Source organism: Effusibacillus lacus, from assembly GCF_002335525.1.
Lineage (GTDB): Bacteria > Bacillota > Bacilli > Tumebacillales > Effusibacillaceae > Effusibacillus > Effusibacillus lacus.
The window spans coordinates 1-26,291 of record NZ_BDUF01000057.1; the positions used below are offsets into that span (position 1 = coordinate 1).

General features: G+C 51.0%; 20 protein-coding genes. 3 read left to right on the top strand and 17 right to left on the bottom strand.

From position 1 onward, the window contains the following. Positions 1-105: 105 nt before the first annotated feature. Positions 106-900, bottom strand: a complete 795-nt coding sequence (locus EFBL_RS10505) for a 2-keto-4-pentenoate hydratase (RefSeq protein ID WP_096182094.1) — start codon at positions 898-900, stop codon at positions 106-108. 17 nt (positions 901-917) lie between these two features. Further along, the gene (locus EFBL_RS10510) at positions 918-2,393 is read right to left on the bottom strand and encodes an aldehyde dehydrogenase (protein WP_096182095.1); all 1,476 of its coding nucleotides are present in this window, start codon (positions 2,391-2,393) and stop codon (positions 918-920) included. 192 nt (positions 2,394-2,585) lie between these two features. Between EFBL_RS10510 and EFBL_RS10515 the strand changes: the two genes are divergently transcribed. Both EFBL_RS10515 and EFBL_RS10520 read left to right on the top strand, forming a co-directional pair. Then, a complete protein-coding gene (locus tag EFBL_RS10515) occupies positions 2,586-3,482 on the top strand; it encodes a LysR family transcriptional regulator (protein WP_096182096.1) in 897 nt (298 codons plus the stop codon). Then, entirely contained in the window at positions 3,472-4,383 is a 912-nt protein-coding gene (locus tag EFBL_RS10520) for a LysR family transcriptional regulator (RefSeq protein WP_096182097.1), read from the top strand. Before EFBL_RS10515 ends, EFBL_RS10520 begins: the two co-directional genes overlap by 11 nt. 54 nt (positions 4,384-4,437) lie before the next feature. Here the strand turns inward: EFBL_RS10520 and EFBL_RS10525 are convergent, their stop codons facing one another. The 3 genes from EFBL_RS10525 to EFBL_RS10535 form a co-directional block, all read right to left on the bottom strand. After that, the gene (locus tag EFBL_RS10525) at positions 4,438-5,529 is read right to left on the bottom strand and encodes an ABC transporter substrate-binding protein (RefSeq protein WP_096182098.1); all 1,092 of its coding nucleotides are present in this window, start codon (positions 5,527-5,529) and stop codon (positions 4,438-4,440) included. A gap of 71 nt (positions 5,530-5,600) precedes the next feature. After that, on the bottom strand, positions 5,601-5,912 hold the full coding sequence (locus tag EFBL_RS10530) for a hypothetical protein (protein WP_096182099.1): 312 nt from the start codon (positions 5,910-5,912) through the stop codon (positions 5,601-5,603). Then, entirely contained in the window at positions 5,912-6,550 is a 639-nt protein-coding gene (locus tag EFBL_RS10535; RefSeq protein WP_096182100.1) for a non-oxidative hydroxyarylic acid decarboxylases subunit B, read from the bottom strand. Before EFBL_RS10535 ends, EFBL_RS10530 begins: the two co-directional genes overlap by 1 nt. Positions 6,551-6,749: 199 nt before the next feature. On the opposite strand from EFBL_RS10535, the gene EFBL_RS10540 reads away from it, so the two are divergent. After that, a complete protein-coding gene (locus tag EFBL_RS10540; RefSeq protein WP_096182101.1) occupies positions 6,750-8,162 on the top strand; it encodes a UbiD family decarboxylase in 1,413 nt (470 codons plus the stop codon). Between the two features lie 5 nt (positions 8,163-8,167). On the opposite strand, the gene EFBL_RS10545 is transcribed toward EFBL_RS10540, so the two are convergent. The 12 genes from EFBL_RS10545 to EFBL_RS10605 form a co-directional block, all read right to left on the bottom strand. Beyond that, entirely contained in the window at positions 8,168-8,368 is a 201-nt protein-coding gene (locus EFBL_RS10545; protein ID WP_096182102.1) for a hypothetical protein, read from the bottom strand. Between the two features lie 208 nt (positions 8,369-8,576). Next, positions 8,577-9,860 carry a Rieske 2Fe-2S domain-containing protein gene (locus tag EFBL_RS10550; protein WP_231705765.1) on the bottom strand — a complete coding sequence of 428 codons (1,284 nt, stop codon included), beginning with the start codon at positions 9,858-9,860 and terminating at the stop codon, positions 8,577-8,579. A gap of 221 nt (positions 9,861-10,081) precedes the next feature. Further along, positions 10,082-10,843, bottom strand: a complete 762-nt coding sequence (locus tag EFBL_RS10555; RefSeq protein ID WP_096182104.1) for an ABC transporter permease — start codon at positions 10,841-10,843, stop codon at positions 10,082-10,084. Continuing rightward, entirely contained in the window at positions 10,843-11,646 is an 804-nt protein-coding gene (locus tag EFBL_RS10560) for an ABC transporter ATP-binding protein (RefSeq protein ID WP_172899685.1), read from the bottom strand. Before EFBL_RS10560 ends, EFBL_RS10555 begins: the two co-directional genes overlap by 1 nt. A 70-nt stretch (positions 11,647-11,716) precedes the next feature. After that, on the bottom strand, positions 11,717-12,754 hold the full coding sequence (locus EFBL_RS10565) for an ABC transporter substrate-binding protein (protein WP_165912446.1): 1,038 nt from the start codon (positions 12,752-12,754) through the stop codon (positions 11,717-11,719). Between the two features lie 122 nt (positions 12,755-12,876). Continuing rightward, on the bottom strand, positions 12,877-13,869 hold the full coding sequence (locus tag EFBL_RS10570; RefSeq protein WP_096182106.1) for a substrate-binding domain-containing protein: 993 nt from the start codon (positions 13,867-13,869) through the stop codon (positions 12,877-12,879). Positions 13,870-13,995: 126 nt separating this feature from the next. After that, the gene (locus EFBL_RS10575) at positions 13,996-15,093 is read right to left on the bottom strand and encodes a zinc-dependent alcohol dehydrogenase (RefSeq protein WP_096182107.1); all 1,098 of its coding nucleotides are present in this window, start codon (positions 15,091-15,093) and stop codon (positions 13,996-13,998) included. 63 nt (positions 15,094-15,156) lie between these two features. Then, a complete protein-coding gene (locus EFBL_RS10580; protein WP_096182108.1) occupies positions 15,157-15,957 on the bottom strand; it encodes a DODA-type extradiol aromatic ring-opening family dioxygenase in 801 nt (266 codons plus the stop codon). A 447-nt stretch (positions 15,958-16,404) separates the two neighbouring features. Then, positions 16,405-16,767 (bottom strand): c-type cytochrome, encoded by a 363-nt coding sequence (locus EFBL_RS10585; RefSeq protein ID WP_096182109.1) that lies wholly within the window; start codon positions 16,765-16,767, stop codon positions 16,405-16,407. Next, positions 16,764-17,213, bottom strand: coding sequence for a PCYCGC motif-containing (lipo)protein (locus EFBL_RS21255; RefSeq protein WP_269432694.1), 450 nt, complete (start codon positions 17,211-17,213; stop codon positions 16,764-16,766). Before EFBL_RS21255 ends, EFBL_RS10585 begins: the two co-directional genes overlap by 4 nt. A gap of 164 nt (positions 17,214-17,377) precedes the next feature. Beyond that, entirely contained in the window at positions 17,378-17,653 is a 276-nt protein-coding gene (locus tag EFBL_RS10600; protein ID WP_096182111.1) for a hypothetical protein, read from the bottom strand. A gap of 283 nt (positions 17,654-17,936) precedes the next feature. Next, positions 17,937-26,240, bottom strand: a complete 8,304-nt coding sequence (locus EFBL_RS10605) for a glycoside hydrolase family 94 protein (RefSeq protein ID WP_096182112.1) — start codon at positions 26,238-26,240, stop codon at positions 17,937-17,939. Between the last annotated feature and the right edge of the window lie 51 nt (positions 26,241-26,291).

Consider the following 26,291-nt stretch of genomic DNA (forward strand, 5'->3'; position numbering starts at 1 on the left):
AAAATGGCTTTCAAACTAAACAAAAATGAACGATTGTAGCCACTTCACCCCTTATTCAGACTCAGAATCATGTCTCTAATTCCGAGCTACTATAATATCACCTGATCAAGCAGTAAATCGAACGCTCACTTCTCCCAAATGTGCAAAACGGGCGCTGAAAATGTCTCCCGGCTCAGCGTTGACGGCGGCAGACAGAGCGCCGGACAGAATGACTTCACCCGCCTTCAGCGCAATGCCGAACTCGGACAACTTGTTGGCCAGCCAAGCGACGCATGCCGCCGGGTTGCCCAAAGCTGCCGCTCCAACTCCGGTATTCATGATCTCCCCGTTTTTGCAGAGCACCATGCCTGTCTGGGCAAGGTCAAGCGATTCGACCGCAAGCGGTTTGCCTCCCAGAACAAAGAGTCCGGAGGACGCATTGTCCGCAATCGTGTCCGAGAGTTTGATCTTCCAGTCCTTGATGCGGCTGTCAACGATCTCGAGAGCAGGGAGCACATAATCGGTTGCCAGCAGGACATCGAGCTGGGTTACTCGCGGTCCGGCAAGATCCCTTTTCAGCACAAAAGCGATCTCTCCTTCCACTTTCGGCTGCAGGACTCGGTCAAACGGAATGCTCCCGCCGTTTTCCACAACCATGCTGTCCAGCAAATGACCGTAATCAGGCTGATCTACACCCAGCAGCTTTTGCATCGCCAGAGAAGTGAGGCCTATTTTCTTTCCCACGATGCGGTGGCCGGACTCCACTTTCCGTCCGATTGTCACCAGTTGAACCTGGTAGGCTTCTTCCATGGAGATGTGCGGATCCAGTTCTGTCAAAGGAGCGACGCCGCTTCGGCTCACTTCAGCCTGTGCCAGATGATCCGCCCATCGTCTGATTTTTTCCGTATCCTTGGCGCTCAAATCCGATCCCCCTCTTTTTACAGCTTGATGCAGATGTTGGACAGCTCGGAATAAAACTCAAAGCTGTGCATACCGCCTTCACGTCCGATTCCGCTTTGTTTCATTCCGCCGAACGGAGTCCGCAAATCCCGCAAAAACCAGGTATTTACCCAGATGATGCCCGCTTCGATCTGTGCGGCCACCCGGTGCGCACGGCGCAAATCGTTTGTCCAGATCGAGGCGCTCAACCCGTAATGGGTGTCATTCGCCTGGTCGATCACTTCTTCTTCGGTGTCAAACGGAATCACGGTAACCACCGGCCCGAAAATTTCTTCCTTCACGACACGGCAGCTGCGGTCGAGCCCGACAATGATTGTCGGTTCAAGGAAGAAACCTTTGTCCAGCCCTTCGGGTCTCCGGCCGCCGGTCAAGATCTGCCCGCCCTCCTGCTTCGCCAGTTCAATATAACCGGTTACCCGTTCGTAATGCTCTTCGCTGACCAAAGCTCCTATTTTGGTTTTGGGATCAAAGGGATCACCGACAACCAACTCTTTCGTTCTCGCAACAAACTTGGTGAGAAACTGATCGTACACAGATCGTTCCACATAAATGCGGGAACCGCATAAGCAAACTTCCCCCTGGTTGACGAAACTGGATTTCAAAGTGGTTTCAATCACTTCGTCCAGATTGGAATCGGCAAAAATGATGTTCGGATTCTTGCCGCCCAATTCGTAGGAGAGTCGTTTTAACGTTTTTGCGGCAGCCGCCATGATGATTTTTCCGGTGGTGGTTTCTCCCGTAAAGGAAATCGCGTTGACATCCGGATGTTCCGTTAGCGCGGAACCGGCTGAATTTGGGCCGAAGCCGTGCACGATGTTGACAACCCCATCTGGAACACCCGCGTCGCTGCAGATCTCTCCCAGAACGGTTGCGGTCATCGGTGTCAATTCTGCAGGTTTCAATACTGCAGTATTCCCTGCAGCCAGGCATGGAGCCAGCTTCCAGGTCAACAGCAGCAAAGGCAGATTCCACGGGTTAATCAAGCCTACGACGCCGACAGGCCGACGAATCGCATAGTTGATTGCCACATCATCCATCTGATAAGCTTCAGTTCCCAGAGATCTCAGATAGTCGGCAAAAAAGTGAAAGTTATAAGCGGAACGCGGGATATCAATGCTGCTTGAGAGCCAGAACGGTTTCCCCGTGTCCAATGATTCCAGTGCCGCCAGTTCATCCTTTCTTTCCAAAATGATGTCTCCGATACGACGAATCACAGCTATGCGGTCATTAGCGCTCATTTTTTTCCAGGGACCGTTAAGAGCTTTCCTGGCAGCCTGCACAGCCAGGTCAACTTCCTGTTTTCCGCCTTCTGCCACGATTCCGATTTTTTCGCCCGTTGCCGGATTCACATTGTCAAATGTTTTCCCGTCAAGTGAAGGAACATATTTTCCATCGATATAATGCAAACAGTCGATGGCTTTCACTTCCGTCGGTGCCGCTTGTTGTATTGCCATTTTCACAGCCTCCCCGCGTTTACAATATTTGTACTGTTTTGAACTTATGATAGATTTCTGCCAATATCGAAACAATATCGTTGTTCTTCTATGTGGAATCAGGAGAAAAATCCGGATCAAAGCAAGAGTAATATAAAGAAAGACCCTTTTGACGCATGTGATATCAGTGTGTAAAAATTGTGGAGGATTGCGATGGATACGCAACAGCTGCTGACCTTGCAAAAATTGGCCAGGGAAAAAAGCTTCAGCCGTGCTTCCCGCGAACTCGGGATTTCACAACCTACCGCTACCATGCGCATCAAAGCACTGGAAGACGAACTCGGGGAGACTTTAATTTTACGCACAGGACAAAAAGCCGTGCTCACGCCGGCGGGAGAAATATTTCTGTCGCACGTCGACCGTGCCCTGAAAGTGCTTCAATCGGCGGTTGACCGTATATCCGCCGGACCGGACGGAAATTTTTTGGCGATCGCCGGCACGCCTTCCTTTAATACTTTCGTGCTGCCGGAAATCCTGCAGGAATTTCGCGTTCTTCATCCGGACATTCAGTGGCAAATCTATACGGACGGGACAGAAAACATTCTGAAAATGATTGCAGACGGCATCATAGATATCGGGCTGGTTCGCGGAATGGTGCCAAACAGCACTGTTTCTTCCTTTCCGTTATTTTTCGAGAAGTTTCTGCTGATTCTCCCGAACAATCACCCCCTGGCATTAAAGGAATCGGTAAGCTTGCCCGATCTGCAAAATGAGCCGATTGTGTTTTACCGGCGAAATTCGGATACTTGGGGTGAAATTGAAAAACGTTTTCTTGCGGCGGGAGTCCAGCCAAAAATCACTATGGAGCTGAACCATACTGTGACGGTCAAACAGATGCTGCTGGCAGGGGAAGGAGTCGCCTTTTTGCCGGAGCTGACGGTGAAAAATGAACTTGAAACCGGTCTTTTGACTGCAGGAAGGATAGAGGGGCCGCCAATCCTCCGTCCGATTTCCGCCGTGATTCCGCAATGGGAACTGCCGGAAACCGCAAATTCTTTTCTGCTGTTTTTAAAGAGCAGATTCGTTTTGGGGGATCACGATGGATATTGAACTCCTGAGAACGTTTCAAAAAGTGGCTCATCTGCAGAGTATCAACAAAGCATCCGAAAAGCTGTTCATGAGCCAATCCTCAGTGTTCAGCCGGATCCGGACACTTGAAGAGGAACTGGGGTGCATGCTGTTTTCCCGAAAAGGACGAGGCATTCAGTTGACTTCACGCGGAGAACAACTGCTTCGTTATGTGAATCGGACCCTTGAGCTGATTGACTTGGGTGTTCACGAGATCAATAAAATGAAACATTCCCCCCACATGATTCAACTTTCGTCGGTCCCGACTGTTGCCAGCTATTTCCTGCCCACGCTGATCCAATCATTTCGCGAAATTGATGGCCGGGCTCGTTTTCATGTCACAACCGCATCCACATCGGAGATTGTTGATTGGGTGATGACCGGCCGGGCTGAATTGGGTTTGATTCGCGGTCCGTTTCAGTTGATGGGAATTGAGGTTAAGTGGTTATTTGCGGATCCCATCATTCCGATTGTTTCCCGGCTTCATCCATGGGGTGAAAAACAGTTCGTGTGTCCCGATGATTTCAACCAGGAAACGATTATCGCTTTCGCCCGCAAATCTTCGATTTGGTCATCGGTCACCGCCTGGTTTAAATCAAATGGGGTTGCGCCAAGGATCGGCATGGAACTTGATCATGTGGAAACGACAAAGCAAATGGTCAGCTGCGGACTCGGAATCTCATTTGTCCCCTCAATGGCGGTCCAATCGGAAATATTGGAAGGACGACTGAAAACGGTTCCCCTGAAACCGCCCCTTAATTTGTCGAGGGATACGCTGCTGATTCGTCATCGCAGGAAACCGCTGTCGCCCCACGCCGAAATGTTTTGGAATTCCGATCTTAAAGCCCCGTGCCAACAACAGCGGCATTGTGATCCCCCATAAGAAGAGGGGAATGAAGCGGCATTGCTGTCCGCCACTCCCCTGGCTCCGCATCTTCTATTTTTTCGACTTTAAAAAAAGATCTTCCCACATTTTGTTCCACTTGTCCCATTCGTCCAGGACCACTACAGGATCCGCCATTTTATACTTGAAATTGTTCAGGTTGGTTTTCACCTTTGTACTTGATGGCACCCTGCCGCGGTTATTGATGATTTCCTGTCCTTCAGGCGACAGGACGAAATCTGCAAACAGCAGAGCCGCATGCGGATGCGGGGCATTTTTCATGACTGATATCCCGTTTGGCCGGCCAATCGTCGGTTCCAGCGGCACCCATTCGATCGGGGCTCCCTTTTTCTTCAACTGTTCGGCATAGTGGTTGTACACGGTCAAGGTAATCGGGATTTCGCCGGAAGCAACCAGTTCACCCATCAGGGTATGGCCTTCCCGGATGATCGGGTTCATGTCTGCCAGTGCTTTGAAGTATTGCAAGCCTTTTTCTTCACCCCAGATCTTTGCTAGAGTGGCAAACCATTCGGTATCGGAGGACTCGAGGGCTATTTTTCCCTTCCACTTCGGGTCAAGAAAATCCTGATACGTCTTTGGGGCTTCAGCAGGGCTGACCTTGTTGGTGTTGTACGCCATCACAAAAAAGTTAAAGCGGTCTGCCACCCATTTTTTATGAGCGGGAATCGCTTCCGGCGGCAAATCGCTGAAGTAAGGACTGTAGAACTCATGTGCAAGCTGCTCCCGTGCCAGCATTTCCATTTCCGGACCGTTTGTCTCAATCACGTCGACATCAAATCGTTTAGCTTTTGCTTCTGTGATGGCCCGTTGAACCACTTTTTCGCTGCCGGCCCGCCATAGTACAATCTTAATCCCGTATTTTTTTTCAAACGCATCGGTAAGGGGTTGGGAGTCGTCCAGATTCATTGACGTGTAAAGTGTGACTGTACCTTCTTTTTTTGCGTTTTCAACCAGTTTTTGATCACGGTCGGAACCTTGATAAAGATATATTTGTTCACTTGACGTTTTCTCGGTTGAATCAGAGGGTTTTGGACTGTTGACCGTTTGACCGCAACCGGCAATCAGCGTTCCTGTCAGCAAAGCGATTAATGAAATTGCATTTGACTGCTTTCTTTTAAGAAACATCGCAACCAATGCCCCCTCTCGGTTAACCTTAAAATCCGCCTCTCTCCGTTTGACCCCGATTGCTTTATGCCTCACTCCTTTGCCGTAATTTCCCGAAACGCCCACATATGGACTTTTGCGGATCCTCCGGAAACGCATTCGTTAAATCTGTTCCAAAACGGGGAGTCCCCGGTCTGGCGGATTGTCTTTATCTTGCGGTACTGCTCCATATCCTCTACGGAAAATTCTTCAACAAACAGACCGGCCTGATCTGCCCCTTCGTATGCCCGAAATCGCTTGCCCCCCCATGCCTCCAGTTCCTGCTTCAGCTCCGGAACAAGTCCCAGAAACACATCCCGCTTGTCATCCTCCACCCTGTATTCGACTAACACTGTGATTGCCATTACACTGCCCCTCTCTTTCTGGGAACGGTTCTGTCAGCAAGCTGGGGAACTGTTGAACATTCCGAAACTTGTCCGGGAGGGGCATGATCTTTCCACCGTTTGGTCAGCCGATTCTCAATTCCAAACTGGTCCAATGTCCTTGCGATAATGTGGTTCACAATGTCATCAATGGTGGCCGGATGGTTGTAAAAGGCCGGAACCGGCGGCAGGATTACGGCACCCATTCTGGAAAGCGCAAGCATATTCTCCAGATGGATATCGTTGAATGGCGTTTCCCGGACCAGCAGGACCAGTTTTTTTCTTTCCTTGAGCATTACGTCAGCCGCCCGGTTGATCAACCCGTCAGCCAAACCGACACGAATGCCGGCCAATGTTTTCATGCTGCATGGCGCAATCACCATGCCGTCAACCCGAAATGAACCGCTTGCAATTGACGCGGCTTGATTGGTGGAGGAATGTACAACGGATGCCAAAGCCGCAACTTCAGAAACTGTGTATCCGGTCTCCAACCGGATCGTAGCCTCAGCCCATTTTGACATTACAAGGTGGGTTTCCGCACCGGCAGCCTTAAGCTCTTCCAAAAGACGGATTCCATATATGGCTCCGGTCGCTCCCGTGATTCCAACAACGATTTTCAAACAGCTCACCACTCCTTCCCGACAATTTGTTTTGAATTTTCCATCTTATCTATCCTCTACAGGAATTATATTGGTCATCAATGTTATAAACCATTTCGATTTCATAATGGTCCTATAAAGAGGTTCGAATGATAGATTTTCCTTTTTCATGCTAGGATAAAAGCGACAAACGAAAAACAGAACAAGGAGGAGCGAAATCATGCCTTATCAAGATCTGCGTGAATATCTGGATGCACTAAAAAAAGCCGGAAAATTGAAAATCATCGAAAAAGAGGTTGACAAAGATTGGGAAATTGCAGCAGTGGGACGCATTGCTTTCCAGACGATCCACGAGTCGGAACGCCCTGCTCTTATGTTTACGAATGTGAAAGGTCACGAATCACCTGTAGTGTTTGGCATTTTGGGAGGATCCCGATCGATATACTCACTCGCATTGGAAACGACACCTGACGGGATCCAGGAAAAATGGGCACAGGCACAAAAAAATCCGGTTCCTCCCAGGATCGTTGAAACCGGTCCTTGCAAAGAAAACATTTTGAAGGGCGACGATGTGGATATATTCAAATTTCCCGTTCCGACCTGGACTGTAGGAGAAGATCCTGCCCCTTACCTGACTTCGCCTTTTGTGTTCACGAAGGATCCGGAAACAGGGGTGCAGAATGTCGGGGTATACCGTGTAATGTTGAAAGAACGGAACAAGGTCGGAGTTTGGATCAATTTTGTGCAGCATGGACGCAAACATAAAGAAATGTGGGACGCAAGGAATGAACCGACACCGGTTGCGATTGTTCTGGGAACCGATCCGTCGATCGGACTATGTTCCGTTGCGCGGATGATCTACGGATTGGACGAACTGGCGGCGGCAGGCGGATTGCGGGGAGAACCGGTCGATGTCGTGAAATGCGAGACGCATGATATTTATGTACCGGCCACGGCCGAAATAGTGATTGAAGGGTATTTTCGACCGAATTACCTGGAAGAAGAAGGTCCTTTTGGAGAATATCCCGGTTACATGGGTCCGACCGCGATGTCATATGTGATGGACATCACCTGCATTACTCACCGTGACAATCCTATTTATCAAGCATTCCTCAGTCAGATGCCTCCCAGCGAATCCAGCATGATTCGCAGCATTGGCAGAGAGGCGGCAATCTATAAACATCTGGTACACGACCTCAAGCTGCCTGTCAAGGATGTACACCTGCTGGAAGCGGGTGGAGCGGCCGCTTATCTGGCGATCTCAATGAAAAAAGAGCATGAAGGACAAGTGAGGCAGGTGATGCTGGCTGCATGGTCGGTCGACCCCACATTGGCTAAATTCTGTGTGGTTGTGGATGACGATATCGACATCCGGAACCAATTCATGCTCAACTGGGCTATCTCCTGGCGGGTTCAACCGCACAAGGATGTGTTCATTATTGAAGATATGCCGGCTGTTCGCCTTGACCCGTCACAAGCAGCAGATGAAGTAGCCCAGTTGGACAACTCGAGGAGAACCTCATCGAAAATGGGGATCGATGCGACCCAAAAACACAAGTTCCCTGCAATTGCGCTTCCACCAAAAGAACATTTGGAACATGTGCGAAAAAATTGGCATGAATACTGGAACTGACCACATCAAGAGTACTTTTCTGCCTCATTCCAAGCTGTCCGGTCAGTTACTTTCCGCAAGCCATGACAAATAACAGAAGGGGTTCTGTCTTCCAAATCCAGTTTTTTCAGGAAATTGCAATCAAAACAACGTTCAATGTCAATGTCTCCCTTTAACGGACACGACACCCGTTCTTTGTTGACGTACAACTTACATTGATTAAACATCGCGATTCTCTCCTTTCATGGCTCTACTTGATAAAACTTCGTTATAACAATTATAGACAGAACAAAGTTCAGAAGACATCGGGGAATCCCCTGGTAATTGCCCGTAAAATCCCTGATCTTTTTGACAGCCTATCCTACAGGAAAAGGGCGGTTTCCCGCCCTTTTTGTCGAATTACGCTTGCGTACCCTTTCCCATAGAAAAGAAAACCTAGTAAAGCGCAGTCATCTCTTCCTTTAATGCTTCTTTCCAATCTACTCCTTTAGGCAGTATTTTATCGCACCCCCGTATTCTGTTGTATGTTTGGGAATCGACTCCCCGGGGTTTGTTGCCATTCTGGACTTCTCTTGTAGCCTCAATCAGCAGATGTCTTGCGGCGATAATTGCAGCGTCCGCTGTACCTAGCCGTTCTATGGTGCGATCGACAATTGCCCCGTCCATGTTTTCCTGAAACGCCATATCCTGTGTATTGATTCCTTCAATTCCGGTGAAGGTTTTTGTTCTCTGCACTTCGCGATCGATCAGATAGTCATTGGTTCTGTTTCGCTTCAACCGGTATCCGGAACCGGGAATATAGTCGTCGGGACCCCGACCGAAATATTTCTCCTGTTCCATTACGAATTCATGCGGAAGCGGGACTGACGGATCAGCCGAATACATGAAATTGTATACGTAAGTATTGTAGTCATCGATGGGAACCCACATATGACCTCTGACAGTTGGATACTCTTCTCTGCTTCCATCCGTCCATTTGCACATCTGTCCCCTCATTTGCTGAAACGGCATAACGAACTGGTAAGCCCGGACGTAATTTCCCTCCTCTCCAAGATCCCGTATTCCCGCATAATTGTAACCGTACGGTGTCTTGACAACTTCAAGCTTTGGCGCCGTGGCACGGTTGCGCAACATATTTTTGTCAGCAATGTTGTTGTTATGGGCAAATGATGAATGGGAGGTATCGATGCCTCCTTCCAAAGCCTGCAGCCAGTTGCTTTCCTGATAGGTCTTGGAAATGAACCTGTGTGTCTCCGGTGCTCTTACCCACTCGTAATCAGGGAGCGGAGGTATTTCGGATTCAGGTCCCATGTATGTCCAAACTACTCCTCCCGCCTCATGAACAGGATAAGATTTTATCTTTACTTTATTTTTGAAGTTGCTTTCCGCCGGTTCATTTGGCATATCCACACAATTGCCCTTGACATCAAACTTCCAACCGTGATATACACATCGCAGTCCGCACTCTTCATTCCGGCCCCAGAACAGCTCTACTCGGCGATGCGGACAGTACCTATCCAACAGGCCGACCTGACCGTTGGAATTTCTGAAAGCTACCAGGTTCTCGCCCAGCAGCTTCACCCGAACCGGAGGACAATCCGGTTCCGGCAACTCTTCCGACAAGACGGCTGGAATCCAGTACCTTCTGAACACCTCCCCCATTGGAGTCCCGGACCCCACAAGTGTAATTCTTTCATTGTCTTCCCGTGTCAGCATCATTCATCTCTCCCTTTCAGAATTTTTTGGAATCACTTTGAAACTCACTTTGAAACTCCTTGCTTATTTTTGATTTTACATGGTATAATTTATAACTCGAAATATATGCGTTCTTACATATGAAACATACTGACGATTTTTACGATCAAACTGCAATTCTTCATACAATCAACAAAAAGACTGCGCATGCAGCGCAGTCTTTACAATTTATCGCCATACCTGCTCTAGATTCGCCAAGGGGCTATTTTTCGTTCCACCGCTTTTAACAATTCAGTCAAGAGAATGGAAAGAACCATCAACACCACAACATAGGCCAGATACTCGGCCGTACGGAAAAGCTCCGAAGCATGGCGAATTGCGTATCCGATTCCCACATTCGCGGCCAGCATTTCGGCCACAACCACTGCAATCAATGCCCGACCGATCGCCAACCGGATACCGGTTACAATAAACGGAATAGTCGACGGGAAAATCACTTCCTTAAACATTTGGAATTCACTGGCACCGTAAGAACGAGCCGCTTTGATAAGGGAAGGATCCGTTGTCTTTACACCTGCCATTGTATTGATCAATATCGGAAATACGGACAAGGCAAACACCATCATGATTTTAGATAGTATATCAAGACCAAACCATAATACAAATAAAGGCGTTAAAGCAATCATGGGAGTTGTATATAATGCGGTCACGAATGGGTCAAAAGTATACTCCATTTTTTTCCAATGGCCCATGGCAAGTCCTATCGGAATTCCGATTAAAGCCATCGCAAACCCGATTCCCACTTCCACTGCGCTTACCGCCAAATGCTCAAACAAACTGCCGTCGGAGGTAAATTCCCAAGCCTTTACCATGATTCTGCTAGGCCAACTAAACATAAAAGGATCAATCATTCCGGTCTGGCCAAAAAATTCCCAGATCGCCAACACTATTAGCAATGCACCGAACGGATAAGAGAAAGCCGGTGAAATCTGTAATCTTCTTTCCATTACGCTTCCCCCCTCAGATATTGTCGTGCCACCTCTCCTTTAAGGTGATCCCAGATTTTCGCCTTGTAACTCTGGTATTCGGGTAACGTTTTCGTTTCCAATGTTCGGGGATAGGGAACGTCGATTTTCAAATCATCCACGATCTTGCCTGGCCGAACGGACATTAAGAAAATCCGGTTTGACAGGAATACAGCTTCATCGATGGAATGGGTGATAAAAATGACCGTTTTTTTCTCATACAACATAATTTTCAGGACTTCTTCCTGCATGATTTCCCTGGTTTGTTCATCGATCGCCGAAAATGGTTCATCCATCAACAGGACTTTCGGGTCAACGGCAAAAGCCCGGGCAATCCCTACACGCTGCTTCATGCCGCCTGAAAGCTGGTGCGGGTATTTGCCTTCAAAACCTTCAAGCCCCACCAATTGAATGTAGTGCATAACACGTTCCCGGATTTCCCGATCCGGTTTGCCAGCCAATCTTAAGCCAAAAGCTACATTTTGATAAACCGTATGCCAGGGCATTAACGCAAAATCCTGAAACACCATCGCCCGATCCCCGCCGGGGCCCTCCACTTGCCGACCGTTCACATGGATCGAACCGGATGTCGGCTTTATCAAACCGTCCAGTGTATGCAATAAAGTACTCTTCCCGCAGCCGCTCGGTCCGATAATGGAAACAAACTCCCCTTCATGGATTTCGCCGGATACGTCTTTCAGGGCATGAACCTGGTTCGCTTTTCCTTGGTTGTACACAACGTTTATGGAATCAAACTTGAGCAACGGAATTCGTGTATCCGCCATTGATTTTCCTCCTGCCATCTGTAAAATCGAGGACATTCTCTTGTCGAAATCTGCCCTCAATTGTTTCACGTTACTTCACGTAGTACCTTTCGTCTACCACATGGTCCACCGGAAGATTTTTTTTCAGGACTCCGGCTTCTTTCGTGGTATCGATCGCCCATTTCACTCCCTCAAGATTCATCTTTCCCTGATCCGCCAGGGCGGGCAAAACAAATTCAACCGATTTGGCCGCTGCTTCCTTGCTCATTTGCAATTCTTCCATGACCAATTTGACTATTTCATTCCGGTTAGCCGGATTTTTGATGAAGGCTACAGCCTCCGCTTCTGCCGCCATAAACGCTTTGGCCACCTCAGGCTGATTTTTCAATAAATTCCCATTGGCCACAATCATGTTATGGTTATAGGTCTTTAACTCGTCACGCATAAGAGCCAACCGTTTCATACCGGCTTCTTCCGCTTTTAAGTCTGTAGGCTGGCTTAAAATCGTGACCTGGGCTTGACCAGTAATCAGCGCTTGCAATCGACCGGGGTTTTCACCTGCTTCAATAATTCGCACGTCTTTTCCGGGCTCAAGACCGTTTTTCTTCAACCACCAGCGAAGTTGAATATCCGTTCCGTTGCCGGGGCGATTCGTGGCGGCCACTTTTCCTTTCAAATCCTGCACGCTTTTAATTTCCGGCAGTACAAAAATCGAATACATCGATTTATCATCCAACGTGCCGATCAGTTTTACATTTGCGCCTTCCGCAACGCCTGTGATAACCGATTCAGGCAAACTGGAGATTATTTGAAACTCTCCCGTCTGCAAACCGCGCAATGCTGTAACTCCACCTTGTACAGTGGTATAACTGACATCCAGGTTGTACTTCTTAAAAATCCCTTTTTTATCCGCCACATAAAAAGGAAGGTAACTCACATTTTTGGACGGAAGCGCAACCTTTAGCTGAGTTGTTTGATCCGGTTGACTCTTGGCTCCCGCACCTGACGAGGAGACAGGTTGATCTCCGCCGGAAATTGGTGCAGTTCCACAACCGGCCACAAGTACACCCAGCACGAGAACAAACAGAACACGCAGTGCTGTCGAATGTTTTTTCTTTACCGACCACATAACAGGTGACCCCCTTCTGTTTCGAACAATCCAAATATTAAGATTTTTAAACTGTAAATGAAATCGTGATCTGGAGAAAACCATCGTTCTTCCATATGGAACAGAAAAAAGAATTTTGGCCGCTAAATCACAAACTCTTCCAATGTCGTTTTAGCAAATAAATCTTCCACTTCCAGCTTCCGGGAAACCAGCCCCTGTTCATGGGAATAGCTGATCGCGGCTTCAAGTGTTTGTCTGTTTTGTTTCACTCCGTAAGGCCAAAAATCATTTCCCATGAGTTGCTTGGTTTTTTCCAGTTCGGCCAACAACCAGGGAAGGGTGACCTTCAAAGCGGCAGTCTGGTTAAATCCATCGTAGACTCTTTGCTTTGCCTCCACAAAGGCTTGATACAAATTCACAGCCACCCAGGGGTCTCTCTCCAAAATTTCGTCTTTGATCGCCACAATATGCATAATCGGAAAGATTCCCGTTTTTCGGTAGTATTCTTTTTCAACGGATACATAGTCCGGGAACAGACGTTTGACATTGGGAGAACCTTTTAAAAAACAGGAGGGGGCCCGTGGCGCGATCAGCACATCCAATTGGCCCGATTCCAGCATTTCATTTAATGTTTGATCGGGAGCGATAGATTGAATGTTTATCTCGGGCGGCAACCGGAGAGCGACTTTTTCAATGCGTCCGGGAGTCTCTTCCCCGCCGGTGAACCACCACATATCAGACGGTCTGACACCGTATTCATGCTGCAGTATCCCCCGAATCCAAAGACATGCGGTTAATTGGTATTCCGGGATTCCGACCCGTTTCCCCCGCAAATCGAAAGGCTCTTTGATTCCGGAATTTACATTAATGTAAATGCCTGAATGGCGGAAGGAACGTGACATAAAAACCGGAATCGCTGTGAATTTTGGAAAACCACGATCTTTCGCGATTAGATAGGAGGACAGAGATAATTCGGACACGTCGAATTCCTGATGACGCATCATCCTCCAAAATGTTTCTTCCACCTGCATATTGAGCCAATTCAATTCAATTCCCTTGACAGGAACCGTACCATCCGTCAGGGGTCGAATCCGATCATAATCCCAGCAACCGAAACTCAAACGCAACTTCTTCATTTTATGCCTCCTGCCGCTATTTTTATTAAGTCAACTGTTTTCATCACAACTTTTTGTGTATCTATGTTTCTCTACGGGAATTCTGATATATAGAATGATTAAGAAAATTTTTAACTTGTTTGGTTCTCAGCGCTTCCACGGTGAAACAGTGACAAGCAACGGAGAAGGTTCCCCCTCCCCTCCGGCAGTTTTCAGAGCCTTATCAGTGTCATGCAACGGATAATCATGGGAATTCATTTTTCTGAGTGGAAATTTCCCCGAAGCAATGAACTCGATCGCCATCTTGACCGACTCATAGCTATGGCCACGTACTCCCTTCAGGTTTAATGTTTTTGCAACCACCATATCAATGTTAAAGTCAGAAATGGTCTGGTATTTGTAAGAGCCAAAAATCACGGTAGCCCCTTTGTTGGCTGCTTCCATCGAGGACTGAACCGGATCGCTTCCACCAGAAGTGACATCAATTACCACATCCGCCATTTTTCCTCCGGTAATCTCGTAGACGCACTCCTTTAAATCCTCTGTTTGAATATTCACCGTATAGTCCGCTCCCAGCTCGCGAGCCAGCTCCAATCTCCTTGCACTGGTCGTACGACCTGTAACGATGACGCATTCTGCTCCGGCAGCCTTGGCGGCCAAAGCACAGGCAAGTCCCTGCTGACCCGGTCCTTGAATCACAACCACTTTCCCCGGTCCCACTTTGCCCACAATGGACATCCACTCAAAACCGTTCGCCAGCGGCAACGTGAGTGCAGCCTCAACAGCGGGCACGTGATCGGGCATCTTGTGCATGACCGCATTTGGATGAAGATACATATATTGGCTGAATCCACCCCACAGGGACGGGGAGAGTGTTACAGGGGTTGCTCCATAGCGGATGCCGCCTGCCCGCGGATCGGTAAATAAGCATGAACGGTACTGCCCTTTGCGACAATGCTCGCATTGTCCACAAGGTATATATTCTTCCATGGCAACCCGGTCTCCCTTTTTTACCCCCCATCGCTTCGCGGCAATTTCACCAATCCTTTCGATATGACCCACTACATGGTGTCCTAAAATTTTTGGTTCCTTAATCATTTTGTAGTAGGACACATCCGTTCCGCAAACTCCTGCGATTTCCACCTTTAACAGCCCTGCATCAGGAGGGATGTCCGGAACGTCAAATTCTCTCAGTTCAGTCTGTTTCTCTCTTACAGCGACCGCAGCCACTATTTTCTGAACCATATCAGCTACTCCTTTGCACAAAAACATATCAGCGGCAGATGAACTAACCGCCGCATCGGTCATTTATGCTTGAAACGTCATAACCACATTTCCGCTCCCGGACGATTGGCCGTATGCCAAAAAGTTCCCGCGATAATCCCCTTCCAGAACACCAAGAAGCATCGCAAGATGGCGTCCTCCGGATTCGACTCCGGCCGCTCTCGCATATTGGGGAAGCATATTTCGGGCAGATGTGAAGTCGCCATTAATTAAATACTCGGTAAACTGCTTATCCAAAGCCTGCTCGGATAAAGTCGGCATCAATTCCGGACCTCTCACAAGATTGTGGGAAAGAGCGCCGCTGCTGACAAATACCGCATGTTTGTCGCTTTCACGCAAAACCTTGCCGATCTGCTGTCCCCAAGTGTAGGTTTCATCAAGACTGGCCGCCCAAACGACCGACAAGTCGATTATAGGTATGTCTTCATTGGGAACAAGATAACGAAGCGGTACCACTGTCCCGTAATCCCAGACATATGTCGGATCATTGACTTCGATAACGGGAAGTCCCGCTTTTTTCCCCGCTTCCACCAGTTGTTTTCCAAGTTGCTCATCGCCCGGGTAGTTATATGGAACATCAGAAATTAGTTCCGGACATTCGAATGCGGTCAGAATCCCTTTGTGCCGCTGTGTGGTATCCACAAAATGGTGAAATGTGGAATTCCAGTGGCACGATACAATGACGAGTACATCCGGTTGAATACTGTATATTGTTTTTGAAACTTCTTTCATTGCCTGCACCATGGGCTTTTGGAAATCAGCCACATGATCTTCGTGGCAAATCCTGGGAACATGAGTTGTCAATACTCCCATTTCGATTGTCATCTCAATCCCTCCTTGTTCAAGATAATCGGAATCGTCACATTCTCATGTTTAAATTACCAAACAACTGACAGGAGCATAAGACAACTGTTCTCTTATATGGAACAGAAAAATAAAACATCGTATTTCTCGGATTCAAGATTGTTCATTGTAAATGCTCGACAGACTGCAAAGACCAACCTCCTCAAACCACTTGTTTGGCAACGCAAAGTTGACGTATTCGCAATTAGAACTTCTCCACGCTGTCATTCTCACTTCCGGCAGTTCCCTTTTCCAGCCTCTGCGTCTCATCTCTTGATGCAATTTACGTACTTTTCGCCAACTCCGAAGCTGTACCATACGCAGGCGTCATCGTATCCACCCGTCTAGGGACTTACACCCGTTAGAACGATGCGCTGCCAAGCGCACAAAAGACCGCCATGCGAAGCAGGCGGTCAGTTGGTTGAATCATTACTTTTGCAGCGAACGGAGATAAGCCACAATATGGCTGATTTCCCGTTCTGACAGTTGTTTGACGCCGCCTTGCCCCTTCAGGGCGGGGCCCATTGTGGTTCCCGGGATGCCATAGGCTGTGGCGTTCCAAATCTGTTCATCACTCGTGTTTTTCAGATACTCCGGCGTGTTAAGAGCCGATCCAGTGGGCTTCCCTTTGCCTTCCAGTCCATGACAGGCTGCACAATAGACGTCATACAGTTCCTTTCCTTTTGCCGTATCACCCGAATTAAAGGACGGCTCCGGTTCCCTCATGGCATAGGCAACTGCTCCCAGCACCAAAATTGCCAGGATGGTGCCGGCCAGGAACTTTCTCCTCATGATTGAGGCACCGGCGTTGGCGTCGGTTTGCCGGATTTCCCGTATTTGTCCTTGATATAGAAGTGAATGTCTTTCAGGGATTTGCCATCTTTGTGTTGTTTTACCGCATCACGTGCGATATCGACACAGATGTCTCAGCCAATGCCCATGGGATCCCATTCCAGCACTTCCTTGTTGGGACCCATCTTGTCGACAAAGCAGTTCAGATTGCTGGTATGCCCGTCCTCTTCATAACAACCGCAATAACAAGGAACGGCAGCCAGCGCATCCGGATCTTGGGCTGCCATTATATAGGTCTCCTGAATCATGGCAGGAGCTTTCGTCACATAATCAGGCAGGGGTTTGTGCTTCTTGTCCAGTTCGAACCTGGTGGAGGCGGTGTTCGATCCACATCCCGCCAGCAACAGGGCCGCAGCCGTTGCCACAATGAGCCACGTTTTCTTCATGTCTTTCCCTCCTTTGATCCTACTTCTATATTAGCAAAAATAGCTTGCAATCGAGAGTGAATAAATGGTGAATAATGAAGAACGGATGGTTGTCAGTTGAACAGGGCAAATGCTGGTAGCAAGAGATCCATCCCGGTAAACTTCGGAATGAACCTCTTGCCGTTTCATTGATTCGACTTTAAAGAATTTTGCTCCCCAATTATGTTCACTGTTGTGTCCTGCACCGCGTCTGCCCGAACCGGATAAGGACCCACAAGCCGGGAGTAGATCAGTCCCAGCAACCTGTTATTTTCACGAACAATCCTTAAAACCTCGTTTGTGACTGCCATATGCTGCTCCATCATCCGCCGCATTCGTTCCATTTCAGTCCCGGGCATAGGCATGGGCATTTGCCGTACATCTCCTGTATGGAAATAATCAAACTGAGGATACCAATACATAATCTTTCCTCCCTTCGAATTCAACACTGTACTCTACGCAACACAAAGCCTATCCTGTGAGCCCAAATTTATGAGACCACCGATTTCCGTCCATAGTAATACGGGGACCAACCCCAGGTACTTATGAGAATGATTAGGCGGGCACACAAGAAGCATGCCCAAGCCCTCGTTGCTGGCAATAATCGGGTTCCGAAACCGGCTAACGGGATAATTGCCTTACGTATATTTTCACCGTGCAAACTTCCCTTCTCCCTTTTTTTTCATTTTCTCCACTACCCTGCACTTAGATCGTCAGAACGACATGGTGGACCTGCCCATCGTCACGCAATTCGATGCAGGGATCTCCCTGCACAGTATGTTCTACGAGATCCGCTTCCTGTCCGTCGATGATTAGTGCGATCCCCCCACCGGGCTGGTATGCCGAATTTTTGACGTTGATGAGGTAACTTGCACTTCCAACACGGTATCTGACAGAATACTCCGGCCATTCTTTTGGAATGCAGGGGCGAATGTACAGCCGCTCTCCTCGCCGGCGCAGGCCAAGGATCCACTCGACGCCCGCTTGGTACATCCATCCCGCAGCGCCAGTGTACCACGTCCAACCGGCACGACCTTTACGAGGGTCAGCCGTGTAAATGTCCGCCGCCATGACGTACGGCTCGCCGGCATACAGTCGAACTTCGCCGGACGTCCGGGTGTGAGTCAGCGGATTTAACATGTGAAACAACTCAAACGCCTTGTCTCCGTCCCCAAGCCGGCACCAGGCGATGACGCTCCAAATGACACCATGCGTATACTGGGCTCCGTTCTCGCGAATTCCGGGCGGATAGCCCTGAATGTAGCCGGGGCTCGGATCCGTGCGGTCAAAAGGGGGCGTCAACAGACGGGCGACGGATAGATCCCGATCCACTAGTTCCCGATCGAATGCCTGCATCGCCTGCAACGACTTGTCCTTTGGCGCCGCTCCAGAGATGACCGACCACGACTGGGCAATAGCATCAATACGACATTCTTCGTTCTGGATGGAGCCCAACCATTGCCCGCCGTCGGTGAAGGCACGCCGAAACCACTGCCCGTCCCAGGCGTGTTTGTCGAGAGAGGCGGCGAGTTGTTCCCGCACTCTCCTATAGCGGCTGGCCCGTTCGACATCGCTGCGCCGCTTGCACAAATCCTCGAATCGATTCAGGATTTCGCACAGAAACCAGCCAAGCCACACACTCTCTCCACGGCCAGAATCGCCGACGCGGTTCATTCCGTCGTTCCAGTCTCCGATTCCGATCAGGGGAAGCCCGTGTTCTCCGAAGCCCAAAGACCTGTCAATCGCCCGCAAGCAGTGCTCGAAAATCGTTCCCTTTTGATCAGAGATTCGTGTGGGCTCGTACCTTTCATGTTCGCCATCACGTAAAGGTTCACTATGAAGAAACGGTGCCACCTCTTCAAGTAAACTGTCGTCCCCCGTGTGTTCAATGTACCGTGCGACGGCATACGGCAACCATAGCAAATCGTCGGAGATACGTGTGCGAATACCGTATTTCGTCTCTTCATGCCACCAGTGCTGCACATCCCCTTCCTCATATTGATGCGCGGCGTGGAGCAAAATTTGTGCCCGCGTGAGGTCGGGGCGGGAGTGAAGCAAAGCCAGTGAATCTTGCAACTGGTCGCGAAAGCCGTACGCACCACCCGCCTGGTAAAAAGCGGTACGCGCCCACATTCGGCAGGCAAGCGCCTGATAGATCAACCAGCCGTTCAATAGAACATCCATCTCCGGGCAGGGCGTAGAAACCGAGATCTGGCCCAACACACCGTCCCAGAACTCTCGTACGAGTTCGAATTCCTGCTCGCATACGCGGGTTTGGCTGTATTTTTGCGCGAGCTTCATGGCGGCGTCGGGCGAGTGTTCGCAACCTAGCAGGATGTAAACTGTCCGTTCGCTATTAGGTTCCATCGTGAGCCTGGTCTGCACTGCACCGCATGCATCATACTGTGGCCCCGTATTGCCCGACAGCCCTTCCCGGGTCATTGCAGCAGGATGGTCCAATGTGCCATTGCGACCGAGAAATTCCTTGCGGTCCGCCGTCCAAGACAGATCTTGAGTCTCGATGGCGGTGGCTTCTTGCGCTTCGGCTTCTGTCGGATCCGTCCGGGCAGCAGACATATCCAACTGCGGAAATACGCCCAAAAAGGCTGTTGCATCTCGAAATGCCTCTTGATAGGTGTTGCGTGCCACCAAGATTTTGGCAGATTCGCTCCACTCCGTGACGATGAAGGAGGCGTTCGCTTCACGCCGCACGCCCAATACCCATTCCGCGTAATACGTGACGGACAGACGCCTCCGCTCGGAAGTCCGGTTTTGCAGTCGCAATTTGACCACCTTGACGGGGTCATTAAGCGGGACAAAAACGGTTGCTTCCTGCACGAGACCGTGACTTTCATGGCGGAAGCGCGTGTACCCCCGACCGTGTGAAACGACGTAAGGTCTGTCTGCAGGAGCGGGAGATGGCGTGACGGACCACATTTCGCCGCTTTCTTCGTCACGCAGATAGCACACTTCGCCGGGTGGATCCAGCACAGGATCATTCGACCACGGGGTAAGTTTGCACTCACGGCTGTTGCGCCACCATGTGTACCCCGTGCCGAGTTCGGAAACAAGGCAGCCGAAGTGTGGATTGGCGATCACATTGATCCATGGCGCCGGCAGATGATTTCCTTTTTTGAGCACGATCCGGTACTCCCGGCCATCTGCTGAAAACCCTCCCCAACCGTTGAAGAAAATCAAATCGTGCGTGTCCTCTGAAGCTTGGTTGCCGTTTCCGTTTGCGAATCTGAGCAACGGCGCAGTTGGCACGAGCGGCGCCGGCAAGATGGTGTCCGCCTGCGGCAATTTGATTTGCGTTCGAAGACTGGGGCCGTCTGCACGCAGCACAATGCGTGATACGGAGAGTAAAAGTGTCTTGTCATCGTCCGGCAGCTGATTGGCGGAAACCACATGAACCCCCCCGGTCCCTGTACCATGGTGTCCGACGCTATGTTCCACCAAACGTCGCAGCGCTTCCTGCAAATCCTGCTGGTAACCGCCAGCCGATTCGTTCAGGATGACCAGGTCGATCGGCAATCCCTTGCGGCACAAATATTCATGTCCAATCAGCAGCTTGACGATAAACTTGATATTGGCCATATCTGCGATTCGCACCAGTACAATTGGCCAATCCCCGGAGACTCCATACGCCCACAGGCCGGACTGCCCTTTTGCATTCGTCACAATACTTTTCTCTCGCTCTCCCCGCAGCGGTGCCGCGTACAACGCCTGGCCCGCCAAACGTTGAAAGACCCTCGCCTCAGCGGCAGTCAGATGCAAGTGCCGAAGCTCGATTTGACTGCGGGTCCAGGCGAGTTGAAACGTCCGTTCTACCTGAAGGTCCCCAGAGAACCGTTGAACGATGCTGATCGCCTCCTCCTTCGTCTCCGCGACACCAGTGATAGCGAACAGTTGCACCCGTTCACCCGGCTCGATGGTTAATCGCCGTCGCATGATAAAGGCAGGGTCCGCTACAGCACCTACCGTTCCACGCAAGTGGGAACGAATCCCCTGCGGTTGGGCAAGCGTGTGGCCCCGGCCAATGAAGCATGCACGATCTGTCTCGTATTCCACCGGTCCGAGAGACTGACCGCCGACCATCAGCGAGTGCACCGCCCACAGCGCTTTCTCACCTTCATTGTAAGGCCGCCGGCGGGCGAGCAGGCATTCGGCATCCGCTGCATATTCCGTTTCGACGAACAATTTGCTGAAGGCCGGGTGCGCCTCGTCGGCGATCGGAGGTGCCAGGGATAGTTCAAGAAACGTTGTGACTTCGATAATCCGCGTTTCACTGCCTGTATTCGTGATCGTTAACCGGCGAACTTCCGCATTCCATTCCGGCGACACGCAAATTTCAAGGCTCGTCTGCACGTCTCCGTCCACACGCATGAAGGTGGCCTTATCGAGCGAAAATTGTACGCGCTGTTCAGGGGATGGGACACGGCATGGCTGAAACGTCGGGGACCAGACCGTGTCGCGGGTGACGTCCCGGATATACACGTAGCTCCCCCAATCGTCCGTCACAGGATCCTCTCGCCAACGCGAGACGGCCACACCTTCGTACCGACTGAACCCACTGCCGCTGTTCGTCAGCATGGTCATGAATGTCCCGTTCGAAAGGACGCATACCTCGGGCGTCGGAGTATCCGCGGAGAGGTACTCTCGCAGTGCGACAGTCTGTGCTGGCCTTGTATCCGGCAGACGCTGCGATGCTTTTGCCGGATGTTCAATGATTCCGGGCAGCGCGGGAACCCGTTCCTGCAGCAGCAGTTCGGCCGCCTGCACGCGCTTGTCGCGGTGAAAGCGCTCGTACATTTTCGACGGCAACAGCATATTGGCCAAGGTGAGCAGACTCATCCCTTGATGATGTGCCATAAAACTTCGGATGACCATGCAAGTCTGACCTTTCGGCATCCGCTCGGGCGTGAAGTCGATGGCTTCGTAGTAACCGTATTTTCCACGCCCGCCAAGCTCATCGATTTTGTGCAAATCCTTTAGCACTTGGTGCTTCGAAAAGGGTAAGGCCAGGACTGTCGCGTACGGTGCGACGACCAAATCCTGTTCAAGCCCACGCTTGAATCCGAGACCGGGAACGCCAAACGCCCGGTATTGATAGTTCATTTGATAATCAAACGCGTAATAGCCGGACTCCGAGATGCCAAACGGGACTCCCCGCTGATGCGCGTACTCAATTTGTCGGTTCACGACGGCACGGTAGGTACTGTCCCAGACGGTGTTCCGATAGGTGCGCATAATGAGCCATGGCATTAAATATTCAAACATCGTCCCGGACCACGAGAGCAGTGTGGCCCCCTGCCCAATCTTTGTCATCGTCCGACCGAGTGCATGCCAGTGTGCCACAGACACTTGCCCAAGGGCGATGGCAACGAAACTTGCCTGCCTTGCCTCTGAAGCCAGCAGGTCATACAGGATCGTATCGCGCTCGCCCACCGCCACGTGATACCCCAAGGTGAACAATTTCGCCTTGGGGTCGTATAGCGGGTGAAAATCGGTCTCGTCAATCAACGCCTCTATGCGGGCAATCAGGTTTTGCCCGCGTTCCAACCAATTCTCGCGGGCAGTCTCCTCAGCAAATGTCCCGCTGTCGTCTGTCTTGAGCCACTCGGCCAATCCCTCTTTGACCACCATCAGATAGGCGACAAAGTTGCCGGAATCCACCGTTGACACATACAGCGGCGGCAGCGGCTCGAGCGTGACCGTATCGTACCAGTTGTAAAGATGTCCTTTCCATTTGTCCAATCGCTCAACCGTATGGATCGTGCGTTCCAGACGCTCAACCAACCCGGGCGTATCGATAAACCCGAAATCTCGCGCAGCCACGGAACAGGCAAGATAAAGTCCAATATTGGTGGGCGACGTGCGATGCGCGACCCCGTTGGGCGGATCGATCTGAACGTTGTCGGGTGGCAGCCAATTTTCTTTTTCAGTGGTGTAGTCCTCGAAAAACGACCAAATCTGTTTCGCCAACACCCGTAGTTCTTCCTCCTCATCCGGCTCGAGCGGCCGCTCGGGCCGTGCCGCCGGTTGATCCAACCAGCGGATGCCAAGAGGAGCGAGAGCCCATAGAGCGCTGAGCGCCAAGCCCGTCCACTGCAGCGCCAAGTTGCTGCGCATCGCCACAGCCAATAGAAAGAGCAGCACCATTGCGTAGCCGCTCCGCACCCCGAGCAGTGCAGGGTGACGCCCCCCGCGGTTGCGGCGTTCAATTTCCGCAGAGGTAACCCACTCGAGCAAATGACGTTTGGAGATGAATAACCGATACAGACTTCTACCGATTGCATCAAGCAACAGCGCACTTTGAAAAGGAAGCGTCGAGATGATCACCAAAACTTGCCCGAACGCGGCCAGCAATCCACGAGGACGCCAAGCTGTTCGTCGAATCGCCGCAAATTGGAGGATCACCGGCAAAAACAATGTAGCGAACACAATCACAATCCAGCGTCCCGGTAAGCCGGGAAGAGCGGTGATGCCAAGAAGCAGAATCATAAACAGAGCAGGCGGGAGCAGACTGCGCCGCAGGTTATCAATCATCTGCCAGCGAGTAAGGGCAGACAAATCAACCGGAACCAGAGCTCCCCGTCGGTCGCAAACGCGGGGAAACAACCAGCAGAGCAACTGCCAATCCCCGCGAACCCAGCGGTGCAGTCTCTTCTGATATGCACTGAACGCAGCGGGGTGGTCGTCGATCAATTCAATGTCTGACAGCAGGCCAGCGCGCAAAAAGCCGCCTTCCAACAAATCATGGCTGAGCACCCGGTTTTCAGGTATCCGCTCGCACAATACCTGGGCAAACATATCAACATCGAAGATGCCCTTCCCCGTAAAAATGCCCTGTCCCAGTCCGTCCTGGTAGGGATCGGAGACGGCAAAAGCGTATGGATCTATTCCCGGCTCCCCCGACCACAAATAAGCGAATCTCGAACGCATGGCCGCTTCGTGACTGATTCCGATGCGCGGCTGCAGTACGCCATATCCCTCGACGACCCGTGTCCGCCTGCGATTTAACCGTGGTCGATTGTAGGGCAGATGCAGAGTGCCGATCATCCGCTGCGCGCTGCCTACCGGAAGCCTCGTGTCCGCATCGAGCGTGATGATGTAACGAATGCGTGAAAGGACAGTTGAGTCCCCGACTGCAAAGTCGTAAGTTGTATCTGTACGTCCTTTGAGCAGTTCAACAAATTCCACCAATTTGCCGCGCTTGCGTTCCCATCCCATCCACACCCCTTCGGACGGGTTCCACAGTCTGCGGCGCTGAAACAGGTGGAAGGTCGTACCGCCAGGGCGGGAATACTTTCTGTTTAACGCCTCAATGCTGGTTCGTGCGGCCGCGAGAACGGAAGCATCCCCCGGAAGGCTCTCCGAATCGGCGTCGACGAAATCCCCGAGAAGGGCGAAATGGATATTCGGGTCACGGCTCGCCAGGTAATGCAGTTCCAGCCGATCCGCCAATTCCTGCACTTCCTCGACGGTCGACCAGATGACGGGAATTACGACCATAGTGGTTGCTTCGACCGGTATTCCACGCGAGAAATCGTAGCGCAACAGTGGACGCGGAAGCATTGCGCGCTCTATAAGCCAGTGTACCGCCGTGACAGCCCACTCACTCGCGGGAAACAATAGTGCGAGCAGAATCACCGCCCACTCGGCCGGTGTGTAGCTGATGCCGCCGCCAATCCACGCGGCGAATCCAAAAAGGGCGAACGAGAACAATCCTGCGAGCAGAGTGAAATACGCACCAGTGGCACGACGCATTATACCTATTTCCGGCAATAGCCGGGGCCTGCTGCAAGTTTGCAGCGCACTCCGCAACTCCCTGACGCCAGCCGGATCGAGCAGGTAGTAAGCCGCAAACGCCTGGCGCGGCAGTTCAGCCAGGTCTCTCGAACTGCATACGTCGGCATCCGTCCCTTGGTTATGTTCTCTATTCTCCTCTGCTCTATCATCCGTAACCCCAATGTTGGTTCGCTCGCTTTCCGCACACACCCGCTCGTGCTCCTCCGCCGCGAGATCCACGGCCTGCTTTGCGACCAGATTTTCCGGAATGTGCAGGCGGCGGGCCAATTCCTCCACGCGTTTTCGCAGCACGTCGCGGCTGGAAAAATCGAGGAGCGGATAGACACCTGTGCTTTCTTGGCGCAGAGTGTGCTCAACCAAACAAATTTGCTCGAACGGGCGATGCCAGTCCCAACGGGTGATTTTGCGCAGACTGCTGATGATGTTGCCAGCCGCCACTTGATAGGCGGCCTGAAGCTGATGCTCGTAGGATACGATTCGATCCAGGCTGTCGGGACCGTTTTCCAGTTTGCAGATCAGCCATTCGCGCACGGTTGCGGAATCGTCCGCCCACTCGCGTAAGTGACTGACCAAGTGAGCGATCAACGGACCGGAGAGCGGAATATCTTGCCCCGCGTCTTCCAGCGCATCCCTGAGTTTATCCGGACTCACCTTTGACGGCTCTATTCTCGCCAGCAAACGTTCGACCAGCACACACACCTCTCGTCGTTCTCGAACGAGATCCATGATCTCAGCCAGGCGCCGGATCAAAGCCACGCGCAGGATAAGAGGGATCGACCACGCCTCAGCAATCTTCAAAACGGATACTTCTTGGTAACAATTGATGTATGTAACAAATGATTCCTCGTCCAGGATGCCGTCCGCATGCCCAAGATAATCAGAGCAAAGAGACAGGACGCGTGGTTTGCCGCTCTTGCGCAGATATGGCAAACAACGCAGAAAGGCACCGGAGAGTAGGTGTCTGACTGCCAAAGCCTGTTCCTCGATGAACTCGGCGTTGTCGAGCAGCCATTCTTCCGCGGGCTGCGAACAACTTGCACGACCGTCTCGCAAGGAGCGTACGAACGCCCGCAAACTCTCAATGTCGGCATAAAACTCCCGCCACAAGTGCTTCGACGGCCGCCATCTCACGTAGGGATCGTGTTTCAGTGCGAGTTCGTGCGCTTTTTGTCGGAGTTGTTCAGTATTGAGAATCATAGCTCCTCCCGGAGAAAGTCAGTAGTTGATAAGTGTTCAGGCAGCGCCTCA